22 protein-coding genes and 1 riboswitch are annotated in these 19,852 nt (G+C 37.0%); all 22 genes read right to left on the bottom strand.

Going from position 1 to position 19,852, the window contains the following annotated elements:
- Positions 1–409 precede the first annotated feature (409 nt).
- On the bottom strand, positions 410–1,042 hold the full coding sequence (locus tag LCM23_RS14975; protein WP_224937689.1) for a CatA-like O-acetyltransferase: 633 nt from the start codon (positions 1,040–1,042) through the stop codon (positions 410–412).
- 152 nt (positions 1,043–1,194) lie between these two features.
- Positions 1,195–1,830: a pentapeptide repeat-containing protein gene (locus tag LCM23_RS14970; RefSeq protein ID WP_224937688.1), complete on the bottom strand. Its 636-nt coding sequence runs from the start codon at positions 1,828–1,830 to the stop codon at positions 1,195–1,197.
- A 386-nt stretch (positions 1,831–2,216) separates the two neighbouring features.
- A complete protein-coding gene (isdG, locus tag LCM23_RS14965) occupies positions 2,217–2,552 on the bottom strand; it encodes a heme oxygenase (protein ID WP_224937687.1) in 336 nt (111 codons plus the stop codon).
- Between the two features lie 13 nt (positions 2,553–2,565).
- Positions 2,566–3,330, bottom strand: a complete 765-nt coding sequence (locus tag LCM23_RS14960; protein ID WP_224937686.1) for an ABC transporter ATP-binding protein — start codon at positions 3,328–3,330, stop codon at positions 2,566–2,568.
- Positions 3,327–4,271 (bottom strand): FecCD family ABC transporter permease, encoded by a 945-nt coding sequence (locus tag LCM23_RS14955; RefSeq protein WP_224937901.1) that lies wholly within the window; start codon positions 4,269–4,271, stop codon positions 3,327–3,329. The genes LCM23_RS14960 and LCM23_RS14955 overlap by 4 nt, the downstream gene beginning before the upstream one ends.
- 58 nt (positions 4,272–4,329) lie before the next feature.
- Positions 4,330–5,259 carry an ABC transporter substrate-binding protein gene (locus LCM23_RS14950; protein WP_224937685.1) on the bottom strand — a complete coding sequence of 310 codons (930 nt, stop codon included), beginning with the start codon at positions 5,257–5,259 and terminating at the stop codon, positions 4,330–4,332.
- A 6-nt stretch (positions 5,260–5,265) separates the two neighbouring features.
- On the bottom strand, positions 5,266–6,006 hold the full coding sequence (gene srtB, locus LCM23_RS14945; RefSeq protein WP_224937684.1) for a class B sortase: 741 nt from the start codon (positions 6,004–6,006) through the stop codon (positions 5,266–5,268).
- A gap of 2 nt (positions 6,007–6,008) precedes the next feature.
- Positions 6,009–6,779, bottom strand: a complete 771-nt coding sequence (locus tag LCM23_RS14940; protein ID WP_224937683.1) for an ABC transporter ATP-binding protein — start codon at positions 6,777–6,779, stop codon at positions 6,009–6,011.
- On the bottom strand, positions 6,769–7,752 hold the full coding sequence (locus LCM23_RS14935) for a FecCD family ABC transporter permease (protein ID WP_095369883.1): 984 nt from the start codon (positions 7,750–7,752) through the stop codon (positions 6,769–6,771). The genes LCM23_RS14940 and LCM23_RS14935 overlap by 11 nt, the downstream gene beginning before the upstream one ends.
- A 13-nt stretch (positions 7,753–7,765) precedes the next feature.
- Entirely contained in the window at positions 7,766–8,659 is an 894-nt protein-coding gene (gene isdE, locus LCM23_RS14930) for a heme ABC transporter substrate-binding protein IsdE (protein WP_224937682.1), read from the bottom strand.
- A gap of 60 nt (positions 8,660–8,719) precedes the next feature.
- Positions 8,720–10,471 (bottom strand): NEAT domain-containing protein, encoded by a 1,752-nt coding sequence (locus tag LCM23_RS14925; protein ID WP_224937681.1) that lies wholly within the window; start codon positions 10,469–10,471, stop codon positions 8,720–8,722.
- A gap of 2 nt (positions 10,472–10,473) precedes the next feature.
- Positions 10,474–11,100 (bottom strand): NEAT domain-containing protein, encoded by a 627-nt coding sequence (locus tag LCM23_RS14920; protein ID WP_224937680.1) that lies wholly within the window; start codon positions 11,098–11,100, stop codon positions 10,474–10,476.
- A gap of 705 nt (positions 11,101–11,805) precedes the next feature.
- Positions 11,806–12,582: an enoyl-CoA hydratase-related protein gene (locus LCM23_RS14915; protein ID WP_224937679.1), complete on the bottom strand. Its 777-nt coding sequence runs from the start codon at positions 12,580–12,582 to the stop codon at positions 11,806–11,808.
- Between the two features lie 148 nt (positions 12,583–12,730).
- The gene (locus tag LCM23_RS14910) at positions 12,731–13,534 is read right to left on the bottom strand and encodes an alpha/beta fold hydrolase (RefSeq protein ID WP_224937678.1); all 804 of its coding nucleotides are present in this window, start codon (positions 13,532–13,534) and stop codon (positions 12,731–12,733) included.
- A gap of 207 nt (positions 13,535–13,741) precedes the next feature.
- Positions 13,742–14,290 carry an NADPH-dependent FMN reductase gene (gene ssuE / locus LCM23_RS14905; RefSeq protein ID WP_224937677.1) on the bottom strand — a complete coding sequence of 183 codons (549 nt, stop codon included), beginning with the start codon at positions 14,288–14,290 and terminating at the stop codon, positions 13,742–13,744.
- Positions 14,291–14,303: 13 nt separating this feature from the next.
- Positions 14,304–15,680, bottom strand: a complete 1,377-nt coding sequence (locus LCM23_RS14900; RefSeq protein WP_224937676.1) for an LLM class flavin-dependent oxidoreductase — start codon at positions 15,678–15,680, stop codon at positions 14,304–14,306.
- Positions 15,681–15,693: 13 nt separating this feature from the next.
- Positions 15,694–16,014 (bottom strand): hypothetical protein, encoded by a 321-nt coding sequence (locus tag LCM23_RS14895; protein ID WP_224937675.1) that lies wholly within the window; start codon positions 16,012–16,014, stop codon positions 15,694–15,696.
- A 32-nt stretch (positions 16,015–16,046) separates the two neighbouring features.
- Positions 16,047–16,214 carry a YezD family protein gene (locus LCM23_RS14890; protein ID WP_095369892.1) on the bottom strand — a complete coding sequence of 56 codons (168 nt, stop codon included), beginning with the start codon at positions 16,212–16,214 and terminating at the stop codon, positions 16,047–16,049.
- Positions 16,215–16,234: 20 nt separating this feature from the next.
- A complete protein-coding gene (locus tag LCM23_RS14885; protein ID WP_224937674.1) occupies positions 16,235–16,384 on the bottom strand; it encodes a hypothetical protein in 150 nt (49 codons plus the stop codon).
- Positions 16,377–17,165 carry an alpha/beta hydrolase gene (locus tag LCM23_RS14880; RefSeq protein ID WP_224937673.1) on the bottom strand — a complete coding sequence of 263 codons (789 nt, stop codon included), beginning with the start codon at positions 17,163–17,165 and terminating at the stop codon, positions 16,377–16,379. The genes LCM23_RS14885 and LCM23_RS14880 overlap by 8 nt, the downstream gene beginning before the upstream one ends.
- 257 nt (positions 17,166–17,422) lie before the next feature.
- Positions 17,423–17,525: riboswitch (SAM riboswitch) on the bottom strand.
- Between the two features lie 84 nt (positions 17,526–17,609).
- A complete protein-coding gene (locus LCM23_RS14875) occupies positions 17,610–18,425 on the bottom strand; it encodes a MetQ/NlpA family ABC transporter substrate-binding protein (protein WP_224937672.1) in 816 nt (271 codons plus the stop codon).
- A 17-nt stretch (positions 18,426–18,442) separates the two neighbouring features.
- Positions 18,443–19,840 (bottom strand): LLM class flavin-dependent oxidoreductase, encoded by a 1,398-nt coding sequence (locus LCM23_RS14870; RefSeq protein ID WP_224937671.1) that lies wholly within the window; start codon positions 19,838–19,840, stop codon positions 18,443–18,445.
- Positions 19,841–19,852 lie beyond the last annotated feature (12 nt).

Below are 19,852 nucleotides of genomic sequence, written 5' to 3'. Positions count from 1 at the left end.
GTGATTGTTTGACTAAATTTACTATTCCAAAGTAAATCACGGAGTGTATCAGTACAGTAAGGTCTTAGTAAAAATACATCCAGAATAAAAGTAACAAAAAAGATAAGATTAACAGACCTTCTCTTTTTTATATCCTTTCAACTATTATAATGTCACTCATCTCTAAAAGAGTATTTGCTTCCTCAAGTTCTACTTCAATTTTCTTTGTGAAATATTGATCGTTGTTTAATTTTCATAAAAAAGTTTGGTGATTTTCTAATGGTCATCTCCCATAATTGGGCCTCTATCGTTTTCTTGAAGTTTTTATGCGATTCTCCCCCATAGCCATCAAGCTAACAAAAATGAATATTTTAAAGTTTCTATTCTTAGAAACATTTTCAAAAAACGATTATAGTGAGAGCGCTAAAAGTTAACGGTTCATTTCACGTTGCAGTATATCAAAAAAAAGCGATACATGATAACCATCTACTGTTGCATGATGAACCTTAATATTCACCGGCAGTAGCAACTGTGAACCTACCTTTTCATACCTTCCAATAGTAATCATTGGTGTTAAATTATTTTTAATAGCTCCTGCGTGAGATGAAAAATGTTCAAAATGCATCCAAGGAATTGATGAAATGTTTACCACATTTGGTGGGACCTCTTCCATTGGTGCGATATCTGTTGTGTTTGCATAGTCTTTTATAAGCTTTTTGTACTCACAGTCAACTGATTTATAATCTGTTAATTCTTCCAACCATAAACTATAAAATAACTCTGTTTCTTGATTAAAGTTCGTAAACGTTGGCACTAATTCTTGCCATTCTACTAATTGCTGATTTTTGTGGGCATACCTCAAATTCGGAATCTTGTTAACCGATTTAGTCAAATTAAAAATGGAGTAAGCATAAAAACTTATAGATTCGTCTTTGCATTTTTCAACTGCTCGCGAAACATCAATTTTTACTGTCATTTCAAAGGTTGTGTCTGTCGCCATAAAATACTCATAATAATTTCTTCTTGGAAAACTTTCTAAATCAATGACTTGATAATTTGACATCTATTTCAACCTCTCATTTAAAATATTACTACATGTTGGCAAAAAGAAACTTTGCATAAATATCATCAAAATTTGTTTGCCTTTTATGATAAATAAAGCTTTCATAAGACATTTTGTGCCATTAAAATCAAATTACGAAGTTAAAGGGGACATTACTGTCGGATTTTTAGTCCTAATAACGAAGCGAATTGTATCGCTTGAGACGTTGATACTATACACCCTCTTAAGTTGTCTATTGAAACAGTTAAAGAATCAAAATCGGATGAGCTAATATCAATTCCTTTTAATGGTGTCTCATCAAAGTTTGCGCCATTAAGGTTGCATGACAGAAATTCTACTTTTTTAAGCTTACAGGCAAAAAGGTCAGCGTTTTTTAACGTAGCATTATCAAAAATCACCTTTTCAAGTTTTGAGTCACCGAACGTAACCATATTAAGAATTGATTCCATAAATCTTGTATTACCGATATAAGACTCTGTTAAGCTGCTGCCAAGTAACTTACAATTAAGAAACTCAACTCGATTCATGGAGGCATTACCCAGATTAGCATTGGATAAATCACAATTCTCAAAGCGTACATCAGTAAGATCAATTCGCCTAAAATCCGTATTTGTGAAATTACAATTCCTAATCACTGTTTTATATAGTCTCACTCGATCAAGTACTTCGTTGGCAAATTCTGAATCGGTAACCATACACATTTCAAATTCCGGATCTTCTTCGTAAAAAATATCTGTAAATCTCTTTTCAGTTAGATCTTCAGGGATCTTGGGTGTGTCAAGCTTCACTGTATACCTACCTACTTTCAAAAGAATAGTTCATTTATAAGTTCTTTAGATACAAACTTAAGGGAACATACGTTCTTTTTCAAGACTTGACTTTTAAACATTTTCTGATACATAGGATAATCAAGACGCATATCTTAAATGAAATTGTTTGTCCAAGAAATCCCCTTATTATAGTTAAATGGGACCTGAATTCAGAGTAGCTACATCAAGCATTAGACCCTTGTTAAAAGGAAGGTCCATAAGCCAACGATTGTTTCCCCTAATGAAGACATATATATTGAATTTAAACGCTTATTGTCTATACTCTATTGATTATTCCAACATTCAAAAAAAGACATCCCCAAATAGGATGTCTTTACACTCTGTTTGTAAGTAACCAAGTACAATTACCCGACAGAGCTTTCTGTCTCTATTCTTGGCTTGCGACGTAACTTTACTTGATAATAGGTGGTTTTGTTTTTAATAATAAATTCAGGGATTCCGCCTCTATGGGCATGGGCATCTTTAAATTCTCGACTTTTCATCCAGCCTTTAAAGCCTGTTGTATCTTCCCATCTTGTAACAATAGTTATTTCTTCATAGTCTTTCGTATTTTCCGTTAACATCACTTCTAAACCAACGAAGCCCGGCATCGTTTCTACCTTACCTTCTCGATTAAATCTCTCAACAAACATATCAGCATTTCCTGGTTGAAGGTGAACAGTATTTGTTACAATATACATCTCAGGTTCCCCCTTAAAATTGATTTGGTTTAATTAATGGCACTTTACCATCAAATATTACATCAGCATCAAGTTTATATACTTTTTTAAGTAATTCTGCATTTAGGATATCCTTGGGGAGACCGGTTGCGACAATTTCCCCTCCTTGCAGAACTACCATTGAATCACAATACATCGCTGCATATTGGAGCTCATGAAGTACCATGACAATGGTCATTTTAAACTGTTGATTCAGTTCTTTTAGCAATGACATCAGTTCAATTTGGTGTCCGATATCCAAGTAAGTCGTCGGTTCATCCAAGAGCAAAATATTCGTTTTTTGAGCAAGTGCCATCGCAATGCGGACACGTTGCTGTTCTCCTCCCGATAATGTTTGCACAAGACGATCGCTCATATGAGTAATACCAGTTACCTTCATTGCCCAATCAATGATTTCATTGTCTTCTACGTTCTCACTTTTCATCATTTTTTGATAAGGTGTTCTTCCATATGCAACCATTTGTCGCACTGAGAACCCCGGCATCCCCTCCTTTAGTTGAACGAGCATAGCTAACTCTTTCGCTAAATTCTTTCTTGTATAGTTATTGATACTCTCATGATTTATAAGAATATCTCCTCGGTTAGCGGATATAAGTTTCGCTACCAATTTTAATAGTGTCGATTTACCCGATCCGTTCGGTCCGACAATCCCTGTAATTTGCCCTGTTGGAAATGTCAGATGGATATCTTTTAACTGAAAATTCCCTTGCTTATACGCGACTTGCTGCAAATCAATCATGCAGAAACCCTCCTCTTCCTCAATAAATAAAGAAAGAATGGTGCACCTATGCAAGCGAGCAATATGCCAACAGGTAATTCAATTGGGTCAAACAATGTTCTTGCTACAGTATCGGCAAAAGCTACTAAACTAGCTCCACCTAGGATTGAAAATGGTAAAAGATAGCGATAATCTTCACCAATAATTAATCGAATCATATGAGGTACGACTAGACCAACAAAACCAATTAACCCTCCAACACTGACAGCGGTTCCTGCTAAAAAAGAGGCCAGCAATATCATTTGTAATCTTGCCCACTCTACATTTTGACCAAGTAGTTTTATTGTTTCGTCACCCAAAAGCATAAGATTCGCTTTTTTAATAGCAAAAAAAGAAAGCAGTAGACCAATAACTGCATATGGCAACATGAATTCAAGATGATACCAACTGCGCCCATTCAAGCCACCAGAGAGCCACGAGAGAACAGCTTGCACGCGATCACTATAGATGACCATAACACCATTCATTAAAGCACCTAAAAGGGCATTCATTGCCACACCTGCCAGAATAATTTTCACTGGAGAAGCGCCTTTTTCCCATGCTAGTAAATAGATGAGTATCGTTGTTAGAAATGCGCCAATAAATGCACCTGCCGGCAATAAATAGCTGTAAGCAGAAAAAACGAGCATCGTTATGACAGCAAGTAAACCGCCACCAGCTGAAACACCAATAATCCCCGGGTCAGCCAATGGATTTTTCATCACACCTTGCAACAAAGCCCCCGAGGCAGCAAGACATGCGCCCACTAATAAAGCAACTAGTACCCTTGGTAAACGTAAATCGAATATAATCGTCTGATACATTTCCACCCCATTTCCTTGAAAAGCTTGAAGGATTTCAACTAACGGTATAGAAATGGCTCCGAAGGAAATACCTGCATAGACAGATAGTAGTGTAAGCATAATTAGGACCACGAAAGTCAACACGACTTTCTTATTTTTAACTACATTCAATGATGGTTCACTTCACTTTCAACTTCTCTGAGAGAAAACTGACTGCTTCCACAACCCTTGTGCCAGGATTTGTACCAAATAGGTCAGCCGGTAACACTTCAATTCTGCCGTTTTTCACAGCTTCAATAGAGTTCCAAGCTGCATTTTGTTGCATTTCTTTTATAAACCCATCCCTCACCTCTTCGGGATTCCCGTGGGTCATTAACATGACAAAGTCAGGATTCGCTTCAATAATTCTCTCCGTATTGATTTGTGCATATTGTGGGAAACTCTCTAACGCTTGATAATCTGCAGCAATATTCTCACCGCCTGCATGTGTTAGGATATCCCCACTTAAAGAATTCGGTAGAGCGGCCATATATGTTCCTGGCGCACCATAAACAAGTAAAACGCGAGCTGCAGTCGATGGCTGTTCTACCTCTTTTAACCTCGTTTCTAGATCTGACTTTACACTCTTCGCCTCTTCTTCTTTATTTAACATCGATCCATAAAGTGAAATTTGATTCATAATGTCTTCAATTGAATTTGCTTCCGTTAAAATCACCTCTGCTCCTAATGATTCCAATGAAGGTACATCTTTTTCATTCAACGTTCGATTGGCTAATATTACGTCAGGCTTCAGTAATGCTATTCTCTCTAAATTAACTTCATGTGTAGAGCCAATTTGTTGTTCTTCCTCGGCTTCTTTAATCCACGTATCGGCATTCGGTCTGCCAACTACCTTCTCTCCTAATGAATAAATAATATCGACATCACCATTACTTAATGCAGCTATTTTAGTCGGCTCCTCAACAAAACCAATTTCCCTACCAGCAAAATCTTCTATTGTATATAACGATTCTACTGAAGAGGAGACCGCATGTTCTGTATCTTGTACGCCACAGCCTACTAAACTAATGGATGTGCCAAGCAAAAAAGCGCCTAACCATTTTCTCATCACTTTTTATCCCCTTTCTACTAACTTCGCATGGACAACTAGCCTTCCTTCTGTTCGATCTAAAGAGTAATCACAAGTTGAAAGGGTGACAATTCTATCATTTCCTGTTATTTGCACATCTGTCTCATGTACAGATTTTTCCTTTAACGAATGAATAAAGTCGCCATATTCTTTATCAGATGAAAAATCTGTATCAATATAATAAAAATCAGTCTTCGTTTGATAAACAGAGAAAACTTCCAAATCATAGCCTTGATAAAGCGTATCGTAATAGATGACTTGGTGCTTATTAAAGAAAGATGAATCCAAATACTTCTTCAAACCAGCGAACATTGTACCATCCTTCATTCGATGTCCATATATGACCGTATTAAGATCCTCCTCATCGCTGATATTATTGCGATAATCCATGAAGATACTTCCAGCTCTAGTTTCTTCTCGCAAGTAATTTCTTGTTAAATAGTAGTCATTATCCCGTGTCTGTAATATCGGATAATCAATCGCTGTATCGTCAACCGTAATCCAGCCTATAATATCTTCATTTAATTCTTTTAATGGTTCAAACTGCCCTCTTAATCCCGTTGTTTGCGTATTTGGCTCATGTTCATCTGCCCGATAAATCTCTTGCACATTATTCATGTTTTGCCTGTTCTCATAATAGTCATAAAAAATGATAAAAAGTTGTGAACCAGCATAGAGGAAAACACCAATAGCCAAAAGGTTAACTAATGTTTTGAGCATTTTCATTGTCATGTTCCTAAAGGAACTAAATACAGTCCCGTACGAATATTATGCTCTACACAAACATCTACGCCATATATATCTTTAATTAAGGATTCGTTGACGATTTCTTGGGGCAGACCAGATGCAACAATTTCACCATCACACATGACAATAAGCTGATCAGAATAGCGTACTGCCTGATTAATATCATGAAGAACCATCACAATCGTTAAACCGTATTCTCGGTTAAGTAATTGAATCAGCTCTAATAATTCCAACTGATAATACATATCCAAATACGTTGTTGGCTCATCAAGGAAAAGCATTTTTGTTTTCTGCGCTAACGCCATCGCTATCCAAACTCTTTGCCGTTCCCCGCCAGATAATTGATTCAACGGCCGTTCTCGTTTGTCTTCAAGCTTGGTTAATGAAATTGCCCAATCGATGACTTCCTCATCCTCTAAGGACAACTTTTGAAAGGCTCGCTTATATGGTAATCTACCAAAAGCAATGAGCTTCTCTACTGTTAAATCTATCGGCGCTTCATTTTGCTGGTAGACTGTTCCTACTAACTTTGCAAACTCCTTTGGTTTAAAGGTGTGTATTTGTTTGCCATCGATCATTATCGATCCGGATGTCGACTTTTCATCTCTTGCTAATAAAGATAATAGCGTTGATTTACCGGAACCGTTAGGCCCGATAATGGTAGATATTTTCCCTGCTGGAAAAACCCCAGTATTGTCTTTTAATATTTGTTTTTCTTTATCGTATGAAAATTGAATGGATTTAAATTCCATAAACTTTATCACTCTTTCTTAATAGAAATATTAAGAACGGCCCACCGATGACAGCCATAATCGTCGAAGCTGGTATCTCTAGTGGAGCGATTAGCGTACGACCTAGTGTATCAGCCGTCAAAATTAATAATGCACCTGCAATAGCAGAAAATGGGATTAATCTTTTATGGTCCGTACCGATTAATTGCCTAGCAATATGAGGAACGAGTAAGCCAACAAATACAATGACTCCGGCAACAGACGTTGCAACTGCAGCTAAAAGTACAGCGATGGCTGATATCATTATTCTTGAGACATTGACATTCATACCTAAATTCTTAGCCTTTTTATCTTGCAATGCCAATAGATTACACCATGGGCTGACTAAGAATGCTAGCACGAGACCAAGAATGCCATACATGACAATGATTTCAACCTCTGCCCATGTTTTCATTGTTAACGTAGAGCTATTAGATGGACCGAGTGCGATATTGAAATAACTGCAGATCATTAAGAGTGCTTCTCTTAAACCTGTAAACATTGCGCTAACAGCAATACCCGTTAAAATAATACGTAAAGGACTTAATCCTGATTTCCAGCTCATAGAATAAACGAGAAAACAAGCGATACTTCCCCCAATGAAAGCAAATAACGGCCCACTTATATATAAGCCCGGAAGAAACAACATACCAAACAAAGAAAAGAAGCTCGCCCCGGCCGAAATCCCAATGACCCCTGCATCAGCTAATGGATTCCTCATCACCGATTGAAACAGCACACCCGCTACTGATAGGGCCGCACCAGCAAACATTGCGACGATAATGCGGGGATAGCGTAAATCGCGAATGACAGCTACTTCCTCATTTCCTCCATAAAACAGGTCCATTATTAATTCTTTGATCGTGACAGATACACTTCCACTTAAAACAGAAAAGCCCGTCACTACTAACAAAAGAATGGTCACGATTACAAAATAGAAATTTTTTTTATTCATAAGCTTCTTCCTTTTAATCTACGTATAGTATGTCTACAAGCTCATCAAGTGCATTTGTTACATTCAAATTAGCGGTTGTGGCAAATAAAGGTTCCCTCAGATCGTATACGCGATTATTTTTAACTGCATTAAAATGTTGCCAAATATTATTGTCTTTGAACTCACTATTAAACATTTCAACTACTTCATCAGGCATCCCATGTGATAATCGCAAAATGACATCAGCATCTGCTTCATGTAAATACTCTGTATTTGCTGATATATATTCTTCGTTAAAGCCCGTAATCGCGTTCTCACCACCAGCAACCTTCACTAAATTACCTACATAAGAGTTTTCTGTTGCCACTAAATAGCTACCAGGAATCCCGAGTAAGATTAGTACTTTTGGAGATTGATATTGTGTGGTTTTTTCTTGTATCTCTTCAATTTTACTTTCAATGTTTTGAGATAAAGCTTCTGCTTGAGCTTCACGATGATATGTACCTCCTAATTCCTTGATTGTTGTGATCATACTTTCTACACTTTGAAAGTTGAGGAAATCTGTTTCAATTCCTGCATTTACAAACGAGTCCTTCAAGTCATATTCTAATGTAGTCACAGATAACACTTTATCGGCGTTTAATGTTTTAATGACCTCCATATCAGGCTTCATAGGATTTCCAACCTCGACAACATCTTGATATCGTTCAGGTAGTGGAAATGAAGTGGTAGGTATACCGACTAAATCCAGCTCCAGTTCGCTCATCACTTCTGCTATAGCAGTAGTTGTTGCAACAATTCTTACTTTTTCCTCTTCTGTTTGACCTTCATCTTTCGCTTCCTTCTCTTCACCTGCAGTCTGTCCGCCTGCACACCCAGCAATGAAAAATAATAGCATGATGCAAAATGTTAGTAGAATTCTTTTCATAAGAAACCTCCAAATGGGACTGCTGTTCAAAATGCGAACAGCAGTTTATTACTAAATTCCTTACATACCCATTCCTTTTAATCTGTATTTTCTGAATAAATAGAATCCAGACAAAAGAAGTAATGCTGCATAAATGCCTACTTGAAGAATATTTAATGAATCACCTGTTTTTACATTGGTTACATTTTTTTGATTATCTTTTGGTTGTTCTTGATTATCATTACGGTCAAATGGCAAATGACTATCATTGTTATTTCCACTTCCGCTACCCTTATCTTCCCCAGGAGTGATTGGAGGGGGTGTTTGACCATTACCATCATCGTCAATTTCGACATCCAAGCTCGATACATCTAACACAAATCGAACAGGATAAAGATGTGGGGCACCAATGGCTTCGATAGCAGCTACATATGTTTCTTGGATTGCTTCGATATCAACTGATAGTACACGTTCTCCTGCCTCTTCGTCTCTACTTATTTCTTCTAAAGCAACGGTTTCACCAGCAATATCAAATTCGATTGTCCCTAACGTATCAAGCCCCGTCACTTGTGTAAATTGCAGGGAATACTCACCGTCATTTACAGTTAATAAAGCTTCATCCGCAAAATACTTCGCAAATGCAGATTCCGTATCAGAATCTACACCAAGAATAGATAATGGTAATGGATACTCACCATCTGCTAACACATCATCATTTGGTGCTGGCTCATTATCACCTGGTTCCTCTGTGCCTGGTTCTTCAGTTCCCGGATTCTCTCCTCCAGGTTCTTCAGTTCCTGGATTTTCATTTCCAATCGGCTGGATGCTGTCTACATCATACTCAAGTGCTACATCATGAGTACTACCATAAGACATAACCATACGTAAATTAGTCAATTGGTTCACATCTGCTATTTGGAATTTAACTAGTTTTGTTTGTTCTGCAGCGTTCTCACTTACTACTTCTACATCTTCAAAAACATCATTTAATTCTGATTGAAGATTAGTAATTACATGACTTGCCCCTAAGTTGAAAGAAATATAAGGAACACCATTTGCAATCGTTAACGTCGCTGGGCTTTGGAAAAATCCTGCCCAATTTGCAGGTGCTGGTTGCCCATCATATAACACTTGATAATTGATTGTATATTGACCATCTGCTAACTCTTCATTTCCTGGCTCTTCAGTTCCCGGTTCTTCTGTGCCTGGCTCCTCAGTTCCCGGCTCTTCTGTGCCTGGCTCCTCAGTTCCCGGCTCTTCCGTGCCTGGCTCTTCAGTTCCCGGCTCTTCTGTGCCTGGCTCCTCAGTTCCCGGTTCTTCTGTGCCTGGCTCCTCAGTTCCCGGTTCTTCTGTGCCTGGCTCTTCTGGTTTTGGTTCATCAGGTTGATCTAATTCAACTGTTGTAATCGAATTTTCATCAAAAGAAAGTTGAATGGTATGGGTTCCGTAAGACATGAATAATTTCACATTTGTTGACTGATCCAGTCCATCAACAGGAAATTGATATACTCTTGAAGCCTGGTCTTCACTTACAACTTGGGCATCTTGATAGGTACCATTGGACTCTGTTTGTATCTTTTGCATTACTTGGTTGGCACCATTAATTTTTATTGTGATGCTTAATGCTCCATCTTTTGCTGTTAGTGATGCAGGATTTTCAAAAAAACTATTCCAGCTTGCATTAGGCTGACCATTATATAGAATTTGATAATTAATGGTATACTTCCCATTTGCTAAATCTTGCGCAGCATTTACTTTTATTGGTGAGGCATTTTGTAAAACAGCTAAAGCAAGGACAAATAGTGCAACTGTTACTCTTAATATGCGTTTCATATTTAACCCCTTTTCATTTGTTTTTGATAAGTGAATAAAATAAATAAAGCTGCACCGATAGCTAGTAGAACATAAAGTTGAACATTGTCTCCTGTCTCTGGATTAGCTACAACTTCTTGTTCTTGATTCTGGCCGCTGGTATTATTATCTTCTTCACCACCAGATGAAGCAGGTGCTGTTTCTTGATTATTCGTTGCCGCCTCAATTAACTTTGCATTCGCTTCATCAAAAGACAGTCTAATAGAATACCAGTGATCATAAGAGGCATCTGCAACGACATGAATTTTTGCATTTACAGGTTGAGAAATACTATTTACTGTAAACTGAACTGTTTCATTTTCACCGCTAGTTGATAGCACAGATACATTTTTTGAGTCAACTTGGAAATCTTTAATCATGCTGCTCGTTGTTGTTAATTGGACCGTTATATTGCCACCTTCTACTTTTACTTTTGCTGGCTTTGCAAAATACCCATCTGCCATGGATGCTGAGCCACTATCTGGTTTAATAACTGAGTACGACACAGAATATGTACCATCAGTTAGTGCAGCTGACGTATGTAGGGCTGGAGTAATGGCTAAAAATACAATTACTGATAAAAGTAGAGCCGAAATCTTTTTGACTAACAAGTATATACCCTCCTCTATATAATTGATTATCATTCTCAATTATATTGAAATAAAAAAACTTATCTTCACCCTTATACAATAAGCCATAGGAATTTAATTGATTATCATTCTCAATATTATACAAAAAAATAATATGCCTCCTTCCCCTTTATGGACTAGGTAATTAGGATGATGACCGTTACAACGTAATTGTAGTTGATAATGATTATCATAGTCAATTGTTTTTTTCGCAAATATTTAACATTTTTTTCACTTCTTTCGTTCAACACCAAATATTGGTCTGTATTTTGGTCGAATGTATACTACCCTACTTTGTCAAGCAGCACATTACTATCTACTTGATTTCTAAGCTAAGATACTCACCTTCCATAGATAGTAAGTAACTTATTTGTGACTTTCCCTTATCCTTCTTAATCATCCTATTTTCTTAGATTTATTTCCTATTCCGGATCTAAGCGATACGCATGATTTTGCCCAGCTCTCATTTCCGTCGTATTCCTGAGTGATGCGCCAAAATGACTATGGCTAACCTTACAACAAAGATAACAAAATGAAGATATTGTTTTATATGGTGTATGCTAGGTTCTCCTGTTTCTATGTCTGGTACTGAAGTAAATATATTTAGTTTTTTCAGCCGCTATTATCTCCACAAAAAACCCTTTAACAACTAATGAATAAATAGTGGTTAAAGGGTTTTTAAAACAGTTAGTTTCCTTGGAAATTCGGCTTTCTTTTCTCTGCAAAGGCTTGTAATGCTTCTACTCTGTCTTTTGTAGGCAGTAACACTTCATAAGCTTTTCTTTCTATATGTAATCCTGTATGTAAGTCAGTATTCATTCCTTGTTTTACAGCAAACTTTGCTTGTTTAAGTGCGATTGGGCCGTTATTAAGCATTTTACTCGCAAATTGTATGACTGTATCGAACAATGTATCTTCATTGCATACCTCATTTACGATACCGTATTGCTCTGCTTCTATGGCTGATAATCTCTTCGCTGTGAGTATTAATTCCATTGCTTTTGCTTCACCAATTAAGCGAGGAAGCCTTTGCGTCCCTCCCGCTCCAGGAATAATAGCTAGACCTGTTTCAGTTAAGCCTACCTTAGCTACATCCGCCGCAAATCTAAAATCACAACATAGAGCAAGCTCTAAACCGCCACCAAACGCAAAACCATTAATAGCTGCAATCGTCGGCTGAGGCAACTCTGCAATCATATTAAAAACGTCCCCCATTTTATATAGGTTTCGCCTTACTTCCTCATCGGTAAGATTTCTTCTTTCTTTTAGGTCTGCACCAACACTAAATGCACGATTGCCTGTCCCAGTTAAAATAACTACTCTCACCTCTGGGTTTGCTCGAACATTTTCTACTTGCTGTTGTAGCTCAATTAATGTTTCATAATTAAATGCGTTTAACGCATCAGGACGATTTAATTTTATTGTAGCAATATAATCGTTGATATCTAATTGAATGTGTTCCATACTCTAGCTCCTTTTCATATAAAATATTCATAACAATATTCGCCACTAAATCATGAAAACCCTTTCAAATATAAAACAAAGCCATTCACCTATAAAAAATTCAAAAGAAAAACTAGCCTTCCTTATGAAGAAAAGCTAGTTACCTTCTTTATAAACCTTTAATATAATTATCTACGACTTTGTTAAAAACATCAGCTTCCTCTAGAAAAGGACAATGACAACTTTCCTCAAATATATGCAGCTTTGCATTCGGTAAAGCATTTAAAAGATGCTTGCCTGCCGCTACTGGGATCAACTTTTCTTCTTTACCAAAGCATAGAAGTGTGGGAATGTCGTAATCGGGTAGAGAGCTGCGATAATCAACGACTGATTGATCAAACAGAATGGCACTTGCAACGGAAGCAGGTAATCTTGTCGTTTCTTCAAGCATCCAATCTAGCTCGCTTTGACTTAATTCTTTTTTAAACATTAGTGGAATGAATCCTTTTAAAAAGGCTTTTTGTTCTCTTTGCACTTCTCTCATAAAACTAGTTAAAGTCTCCATATCAAAGGCGCCTATTGAGAAATCAGGCCATTTAAAATCGGAGGCAAGTTCATCTACAATAACTGTCGATTTAATATGTTTATCACCAAATAACTTTAAGTACTCCCATATGACAAATGCTCCCATCGACCAGCCAATAAGGGTCACATTCTCTAGTTTTAAATTTGTGATAAATTGTCTAATATCTTCGGCATACTGTGCAATGGTATGGCCATGATGGACTTTTTCTGATTGACCATGTCCTCGTAAATCTGGTATTAGCACACGATAATCAGTCTTAAAGTATTCTATCTGCTTTTCAAAGAATCGACCACTCATCCATACACCATGAATAAAAATGACCGGTTCACCATTACCTACATCTTCAAAATAAATACTTGTACCGTCACTTAATTTCATTATTGTCACATCATCAACCCCCATTTAAAAAATTCAATGATAATATAATCTATGCCTCAATCCTTAAAAGTAGTGGCAAAAACAATAGCTAAAATTTATCTTCTCGGAGCTATTATGCAACGCTAAATTTCGAAAAAACATTGTATCTCATAGTTTTTTCAAACAATTAAAGGAGCCGAACAAACAGGAGTTGTTCGGCAAAAAATATATTTACACTTATTTTAGTTGTAATTCCTTCATAGACAATAAAGAATGCAGACGATTTAATTCTTTATCTAATCTTTCCTTTACATGATTTTCGACAAAAAAACGATGATCTTCTGTTCTTTCAATCTCTTTATCTAAAACATATACACCCTGAAGGACTGTTTCTGCTCCTAAACTGGATATAACTGGTTTCAATGCATAATCAATCATAAGTAAATGTCCAAATGAGCCCCCTATCACAAGCGGTAATACAGATTTATCAACGAAACCTTTTTGAGGTAATAAATCCAAATAAGCTTTTAGTACACCTGTATAAGACGCTTTAAATACAGGTGTTAATATGATTACCGCATCTGATTTTTCTACTTTTTCATTCGCTGCGATAATTGCCGGGCTATCAAATTTGGCATGAATTAAATCTTCAGCAGGTAACTCCCTTACTGTAATTTGCTCATATGACACGTCCTTTTTGTTTAAAAAGGCAATCGCTTCTTGCTCTAATCCGTTTAAACGGGAATTGTTTGATGTGCTTCCCGATATGATTACAACATTTGTCATCTTCAGACGCCTCCTATTTTGTAACTGTCAACTTACTAAATTTTTTACCATAATGATGCTCTGGCAAATGGTCATACCCAAATAAATTCTTTCTTAGGGTACCTTCTTCATACTCTCTTCTTACGAGCCCCCTATCTTGTAGGATTGGAATGACATGCTCAACGAACTCTTCGAATGTACCTGGAGTGACAGCATATGCAACGTTAAACCCGTCAACTCCTGTCTCTTCTTTCCATCCTTCTAATTGATCAGCAACAGAGTGTGCTGTACCAACAGCCACTTGACCCATCCCGCCGACACCAACAAATTTGGCAATGTCATCGACCGTCCAACTCTTTGTAGAATCAATATTCGTAAATGTTTCAACGATTGACTGAATGGCATCATTTTTAACGTACTCGATTGGTTGATTTGCTTTATACTCTGAGAAGTCGATACCACTCCACCCCCCAAATAACGCTAATGATCCTTCATAACTTGCATGGTTTTGATAGTCTTCATACTTCGCTCTAGCATCTTCCTCTGTTTCACCGATAATAGGCGTGACGAGAGAAAGGATTTTTACTTCACTAGGGTCTCTCCCTTCCGCTCTTACTGCTTCCCTAATTTTATCGACTATTACTTTACCGGCTTCTTTTGTCGGCACACTTATAAAGACCAACTCTGCGTGTTTAGCAGCAAACTTTCTCCCCCTTGTAGATGCACCCGCTTGAAAAATAACCGGTGTCCTTTGTGGAGAAGGTTCACATAGATGTGCCCCTGGCACCCTGAAATACTTCCCTTCATGGTTAATATCGTGAACTTTACTTGGATCTGTATAGAGCCCTTTTTCCTTGTCTAAAACCACTGCGTCGTCTTCCCAGCTTTGTTCCCACAGTTTATATGTAACATCTAAATATTCATCAGCTATCTCATAACGTTCATCATGACTGATTTGTTGATCTAGTCCTATATTTAGTGCAGCACTATTTAAATAAGAAGTGACAATATTCCAACCTATTCTTCCTTTTGTTAAATGATCGAGCGTGGATATCCTCCTTGCAAATACATATGGATGTTCAAAACTAGTTGAAACCGTTAGACCAAACCCTAAATGATTTGTTACTTGCGCCATTATAGGGACAACGAAAGCAGGATCATTAACTGGCACTTGTACCCCTTGTTTAACCGCCGCTTCTCTTGAATTTTGATAAACATCATATGTACCAAGCACATCTGCCAGGAAAATGGCATCAAAACGTCCCTTTTCAAGTACTTGAGCCAAATGTGTCCAATATGATATGTCTTTATAAGTAGAAGATTGATCATCCTTATGTGTCCATAATCCTGGTGATTGATGCCCAGCGCAGTTCATATCAAAAGCATTGAGGTACATTCTTTTCGCCGTCATTTTTAATTCTCCTTTAGTGATCATATTTTATAAAAAAATCATCAAGTGCTTTACTTAAACCACCTTTTCCAAATATAATTCTCGTTTTATTGTTTCGATTTTCAATTTGATTCGAGGCAAAATCTAAAAACGCGATGACGAACAGTCTTCTAACAATTATTGAATGCAACCCTTTTTCATAAAGTGATTGTTCAACCGTATGGAAGATTCCTTTATTAATATTAAAAGATTGACAACACCATCTAATGAAGTGAAAGTCAGGTAGATTCAAATACATGCAGCCTGATAGGTTTTTAGCTACATTGGGTGCTCGATGACTAATTGTTGACTGCATGTAACTCACTCCTTTTCAATTGTTTCATTCCATCATTTTTTATTTTGTTGTTTCTTTTTCAAAGCAAATCGTTTCTTCTCGGTAATGTCAATTTGGGTAATATCTCCTTCGTGTACAGTAATGGTGACACAACCATATTCGAGTTCCTTTAATGTTGTGAGAATGGTATGAATTTTATCTTGATCAATGTGTTTTTCCATAAAATTCTCCTTTATGGGACTTATTTTAGTCTTTTTACAAGCTCCTCTATTTCTGTAAGTGTTAACTGTTCTAATTCATGTCGCTTGAACTTTATTTCATCTTTAGTAAGCATAAGGTTGATTAAGGTTTGTTTTCTCTTTGCTATCGCTTTTTGTAAAAACTTAGCCAACCTCTTTTCCCCCCCACTCGGTGTTCCTTTTTTCTTCATTTATCGTATTTAGAAATTCTGTTGTATCCTGAATAATTTTGGACTGATCATAATCCATGGATGCTACATGGTATGAGTTGTAGAGGACCCGAAGCCATTTATGATCTGTTTGAATTTCTATAAAAATACGATCTGTATTCTCTGGAGGTACAACATGATCATGGATAGACTTAAAGCATAATATTGGGCAATGAATTTGAGTTAAACTTTTTCCTGCGTCACTCATTACCTTTTGTAAAGAGTGAACTGCTTTTACTGGAATATGATCGTAAGTAATTTCATGTATAGTCGGATTTTTGATATCTGGGCTACCTTCGTCAATATAGTGTTTCTCATCGTAATATCTTAAATACTCGTAATCTGGTAATGTCAGTGCAGTATTAATTAGGATCAATCCGTCCAGCTCTCCATATTTCTTAGCTAACAACAGCGCTAATGCACCGCCCATAGATTGACCTAAACAATAGACTTGTTTGCATGTCTCCTTTAATTGTTTATAAGCTGTAACGACATCATTGAACCAATCATCATAACCATATAACTCTAGATCTCTGCTTTTTGTTCCATGTCCTGTTAGCCTTGGGGCATGAACAGTAAAACCCCTATTTGCAAGTTCCGCACCCAAGTCCTCAATGCTCTGTGGTGTTCCAACAAAGCCATGAATGAGGAGAATACCAATGTCTCCACCTTCATAATAAAAAGAATCCGCACCTGGTATAACTGTTGATTCTACTCTTTTCATTTTTTCGTCCTCCTTTATATCGCAACATTTTGGTGGACAATGGTTGACTACCATTGCCGATTTTTCCCATTGATGTAAATCTAGCTGCACTACTGCCTTTGGAGGTCCAATCAGCAACTATAATTCCAACTTAACAAATAGGTTTAATCAGTTTAAAAACAGCATTTGTATAGAGGAGATCATCCCTTGGTGATTAAATCATGCAAAATAAAAAACCTCTTCCGACAAGAAGAGGTTAAAGTTCCGTTCTTTATCTCTCCTTATCTTTCAAGCTACAGCTTGCTGGAATTGGCACAGTGCAATAAATTGCCTGTTGCCGAGGCTTCAAAGGGCCAGTCCCTCCACCTCTCTGGATAAGAAAAATCATATTAAATTTTATATGATTTACTCTATAATATTTATCAATATTTGTCAATTATTTTTTTAAAAATTAAGATGATTTACTCATTCGCCCATCCATTCTGGCTTATGAAAACCTTTAAAGTTTTCTTCAATTACTTTTGCAAATTCCTCCGACTCTATGGCTTCAATAATATCCTTTGCCATTTGGGCGTCTTTATCTTCTTTACGTACAACAATTCTATTTTGGATTTCCTCAGGAATTTGATCACGATAAATGGCTGTTGTTAAATCTAATCCTGCAGCAACCGCAAAGTTACCATTAACAGCAGCAAGATCAACTGATTCAAGAGACCTTGGCAGTTGGGCTGCATCTACTTCATGGAATTTCAAATTTTTCGGGTTAGATAATACATCATTAACTGTTGCATTGACTGGGTTTATATCATCTTTCAATTCTATTAAACCAGCATCACGCGCAACTGTTAATCCTCTCGCTAAATTTGTAGGATCATTAGCAATGGCCATCGTGCTGCCATCTTTCACTTCTTCAAGGGAGTTGAATTTTTCTGAATAAATACCAATTGGAGCTGTAGGAACAGAAATAATATCTACTAGATCCATCCCTTTTTCAGTGTTAAAATTCTCTAAGTACACTTTATGTTGAAATAAATTACCATCCAAATCTCCACTATCTAAAGCAATATTCGGTTGAACATAATCATTAAATTCCTTTACTTCTACTTTGTACCCTTTTTCCTCAAGTAGTGGTGCTACACCTTGCTTAAGCATATCACTATAAGGAACTGTCGCCCCTAATACCATCTCTTTCTTTTCTTCGCCGGATGAACCTGATGCCCCACATGCACTTAAAACAGTGCAACAAATCAGTACAAAAAATAGTAACCAAACTTTTCTCATACCCTTCACCTCTTATTTTAATTGTTTATTTTTTCGCCTTTACGAAATTTACTTCCTGGATGACCACTCGGTAAAAGAGGCGAGCCGTGAGTAAAAAGCTTTTCTCTTAACGTACCCTGTTTGTATTCCTTTTTATATAAACCACGTTCTTGTAGAATCGGAATAACAAGCTCAATAAAATCTTCCAAATCTGCTGGCGTTACTAAATGATTTAAATTAAAACCATCGACCCCAGAGGCTTCAAACTGATATTGAATTTGGTCTGCTACTTCTGATGGATTGCCGACAATTATGTTGTCTCTATCTAATCCTTCTAATTTTGAAATCGCTTCTTTAATCGATAGTTTTTTCTTCGCATCTTTCGTTAATGAAGCAGCTTTATAATGCCCATGCTCTGTAGCTTTAAATTCAAATGGGTTATCTAACTCATCCTTTGTAAATTCCGCAACATTATAACCGCTTGCGCCCCCAAACTGTGCTTTCGCTGCATCTGCACTCCATAATTGGTTGTATTCAGCAAATTTCTCTTCCGCTTCTTCAGTTGTCTTACCTACAATGACTGTTAGGAAAGTGAATATTTTAATATCTTCCGGGTTTCTGCCATATTCAGCCGCTTGTTTTCGAATATCCTCTGTATAATGTCTTACTCTTTCAGGAGTTGGCCCACCTACAAATACACATTCTGCATGTTTTGCTGCAAAAGCACGACCTTTAGGAGAAGTCCCTGCTTGATATAAAACAGGTGTTCTTTGTTGTGAAGGTTCTGTTAAATGCGGTCCTTCGACTTCAAAATATTCTCCCTTATGGTGAATTTCATGGATTTTCTTACGGTCGATTAATACCCCTTGTTCTGTATCTTCTATCACCGCTCCATCTTCCCAGCTTGATTCCCACAGTTTATAAACGACATCCATATATTCATCGGCAATTTCATAACGCTTATCGTGTTTGATCATATCTTTGAAACCAAAATTTCTTGCTGCATTAGGAAGATAGGAAGTAACGATGTTCCATGCCACTCTTCCTTTTGTCAAATGATCTAATGTGGAAAATCGTCTTGCCTGCCCAAAAGGTGGCTCATATGTTGTACTCACCGTTAATGCAAATGACAGATGCTCTGTCACTGCTGCCATAGCAGGGATGACAAACGCTCCATCATTAACAGGAAACTGTAATCCATCATTAATTGAAGGTTCTTTGCTTTCTTTATACGTATCATAAACACCTAATACATCCGCAAAAAAGACAGCATCGAATTTTCCCTTCTCGAGTGTTTTGGCTAATTCCATCCAATAATTAATATCTTTATAGGCACGATGTCGTTTGGAATCTTTATGCTTCCATAGCCCATGAGAATTGTGCATTGCACTTGTCATTTCAAATGCATTCAATATCATTTGTTTTTTATAACTCATACTGCCATTACC

The organism is Cytobacillus kochii, assembly GCF_020171845.1.
Lineage (GTDB): Bacteria > Bacillota > Bacilli > Bacillales > Cytobacillaceae > Cytobacillus > Cytobacillus kochii.
Note: the sequence above shows the minus strand (reverse complement) of the source record. Positions and strands in the feature narration are given on the sequence as shown.

Coding starts and splice junctions, on each gene's coding strand:
- LCM23_RS14875 (WP_224937672.1), bottom strand. CDS start 18,425: ATGAGAAAAGTTTGGTTACTATTTTTTGTACTGATTTGTTGCACTGTT.
- LCM23_RS14935 (WP_095369883.1), bottom strand. CDS start 7,752: ATGAATAAAAAAAATTTCTATTTTGTAATCGTGACCATTCTTTTGTTA.
- isdG (WP_224937687.1), bottom strand. CDS start 2,552: ATGTATATTGTAACAAATACTGTTCACCTTCAACCAGGAAATGCTGAT.
- LCM23_RS14955 (WP_224937901.1), bottom strand. CDS start 4,271: ATGCTTACACTACTATCTGTCTATGCAGGTATTTCCTTCGGAGCCATT.
- LCM23_RS14975 (WP_224937689.1), bottom strand. CDS start 1,042: ATGTCAAATTATCAAGTCATTGATTTAGAAAGTTTTCCAAGAAGAAAT.
- LCM23_RS14960 (WP_224937686.1), bottom strand. CDS start 3,330: ATGATTGATTTGCAGCAAGTCGCGTATAAGCAAGGGAATTTTCAGTTA.
- ssuE (WP_224937677.1), bottom strand. CDS start 14,290: ATGACAAATGTTGTAATCATATCGGGAAGCACATCAAACAATTCCCGT.
- LCM23_RS14895 (WP_224937675.1), bottom strand. CDS start 16,014: ATGCAGTCAACAATTAGTCATCGAGCACCCAATGTAGCTAAAAACCTA.
- srtB (WP_224937684.1), bottom strand. CDS start 6,006: ATGAAAATGCTCAAAACATTAGTTAACCTTTTGGCTATTGGTGTTTTC.
- LCM23_RS14880 (WP_224937673.1), bottom strand. CDS start 17,165: ATGAAAAGAGTAGAATCAACAGTTATACCAGGTGCGGATTCTTTTTAT.
- LCM23_RS14950 (WP_224937685.1), bottom strand. CDS start 5,259: ATGAGAAAATGGTTAGGCGCTTTTTTGCTTGGCACATCCATTAGTTTA.
- LCM23_RS14940 (WP_224937683.1), bottom strand. CDS start 6,779: ATGGAATTTAAATCCATTCAATTTTCATACGATAAAGAAAAACAAATA.
- LCM23_RS14890 (WP_095369892.1), bottom strand. CDS start 16,214: ATGGAAAAACACATTGATCAAGATAAAATTCATACCATTCTCACAACA.
- LCM23_RS14900 (WP_224937676.1), bottom strand. CDS start 15,680: ATGACGGCGAAAAGAATGTACCTCAATGCTTTTGATATGAACTGCGCT.
- isdE (WP_224937682.1), bottom strand. CDS start 8,659: ATGAAAAGAATTCTACTAACATTTTGCATCATGCTATTATTTTTCATT.
- LCM23_RS14925 (WP_224937681.1), bottom strand. CDS start 10,471: ATGAAACGCATATTAAGAGTAACAGTTGCACTATTTGTCCTTGCTTTA.
- LCM23_RS14915 (WP_224937679.1), bottom strand. CDS start 12,582: ATGGAACACATTCAATTAGATATCAACGATTATATTGCTACAATAAAA.
- LCM23_RS14870 (WP_224937671.1), bottom strand. CDS start 19,840: ATGAGTTATAAAAAACAAATGATATTGAATGCATTTGAAATGACAAGT.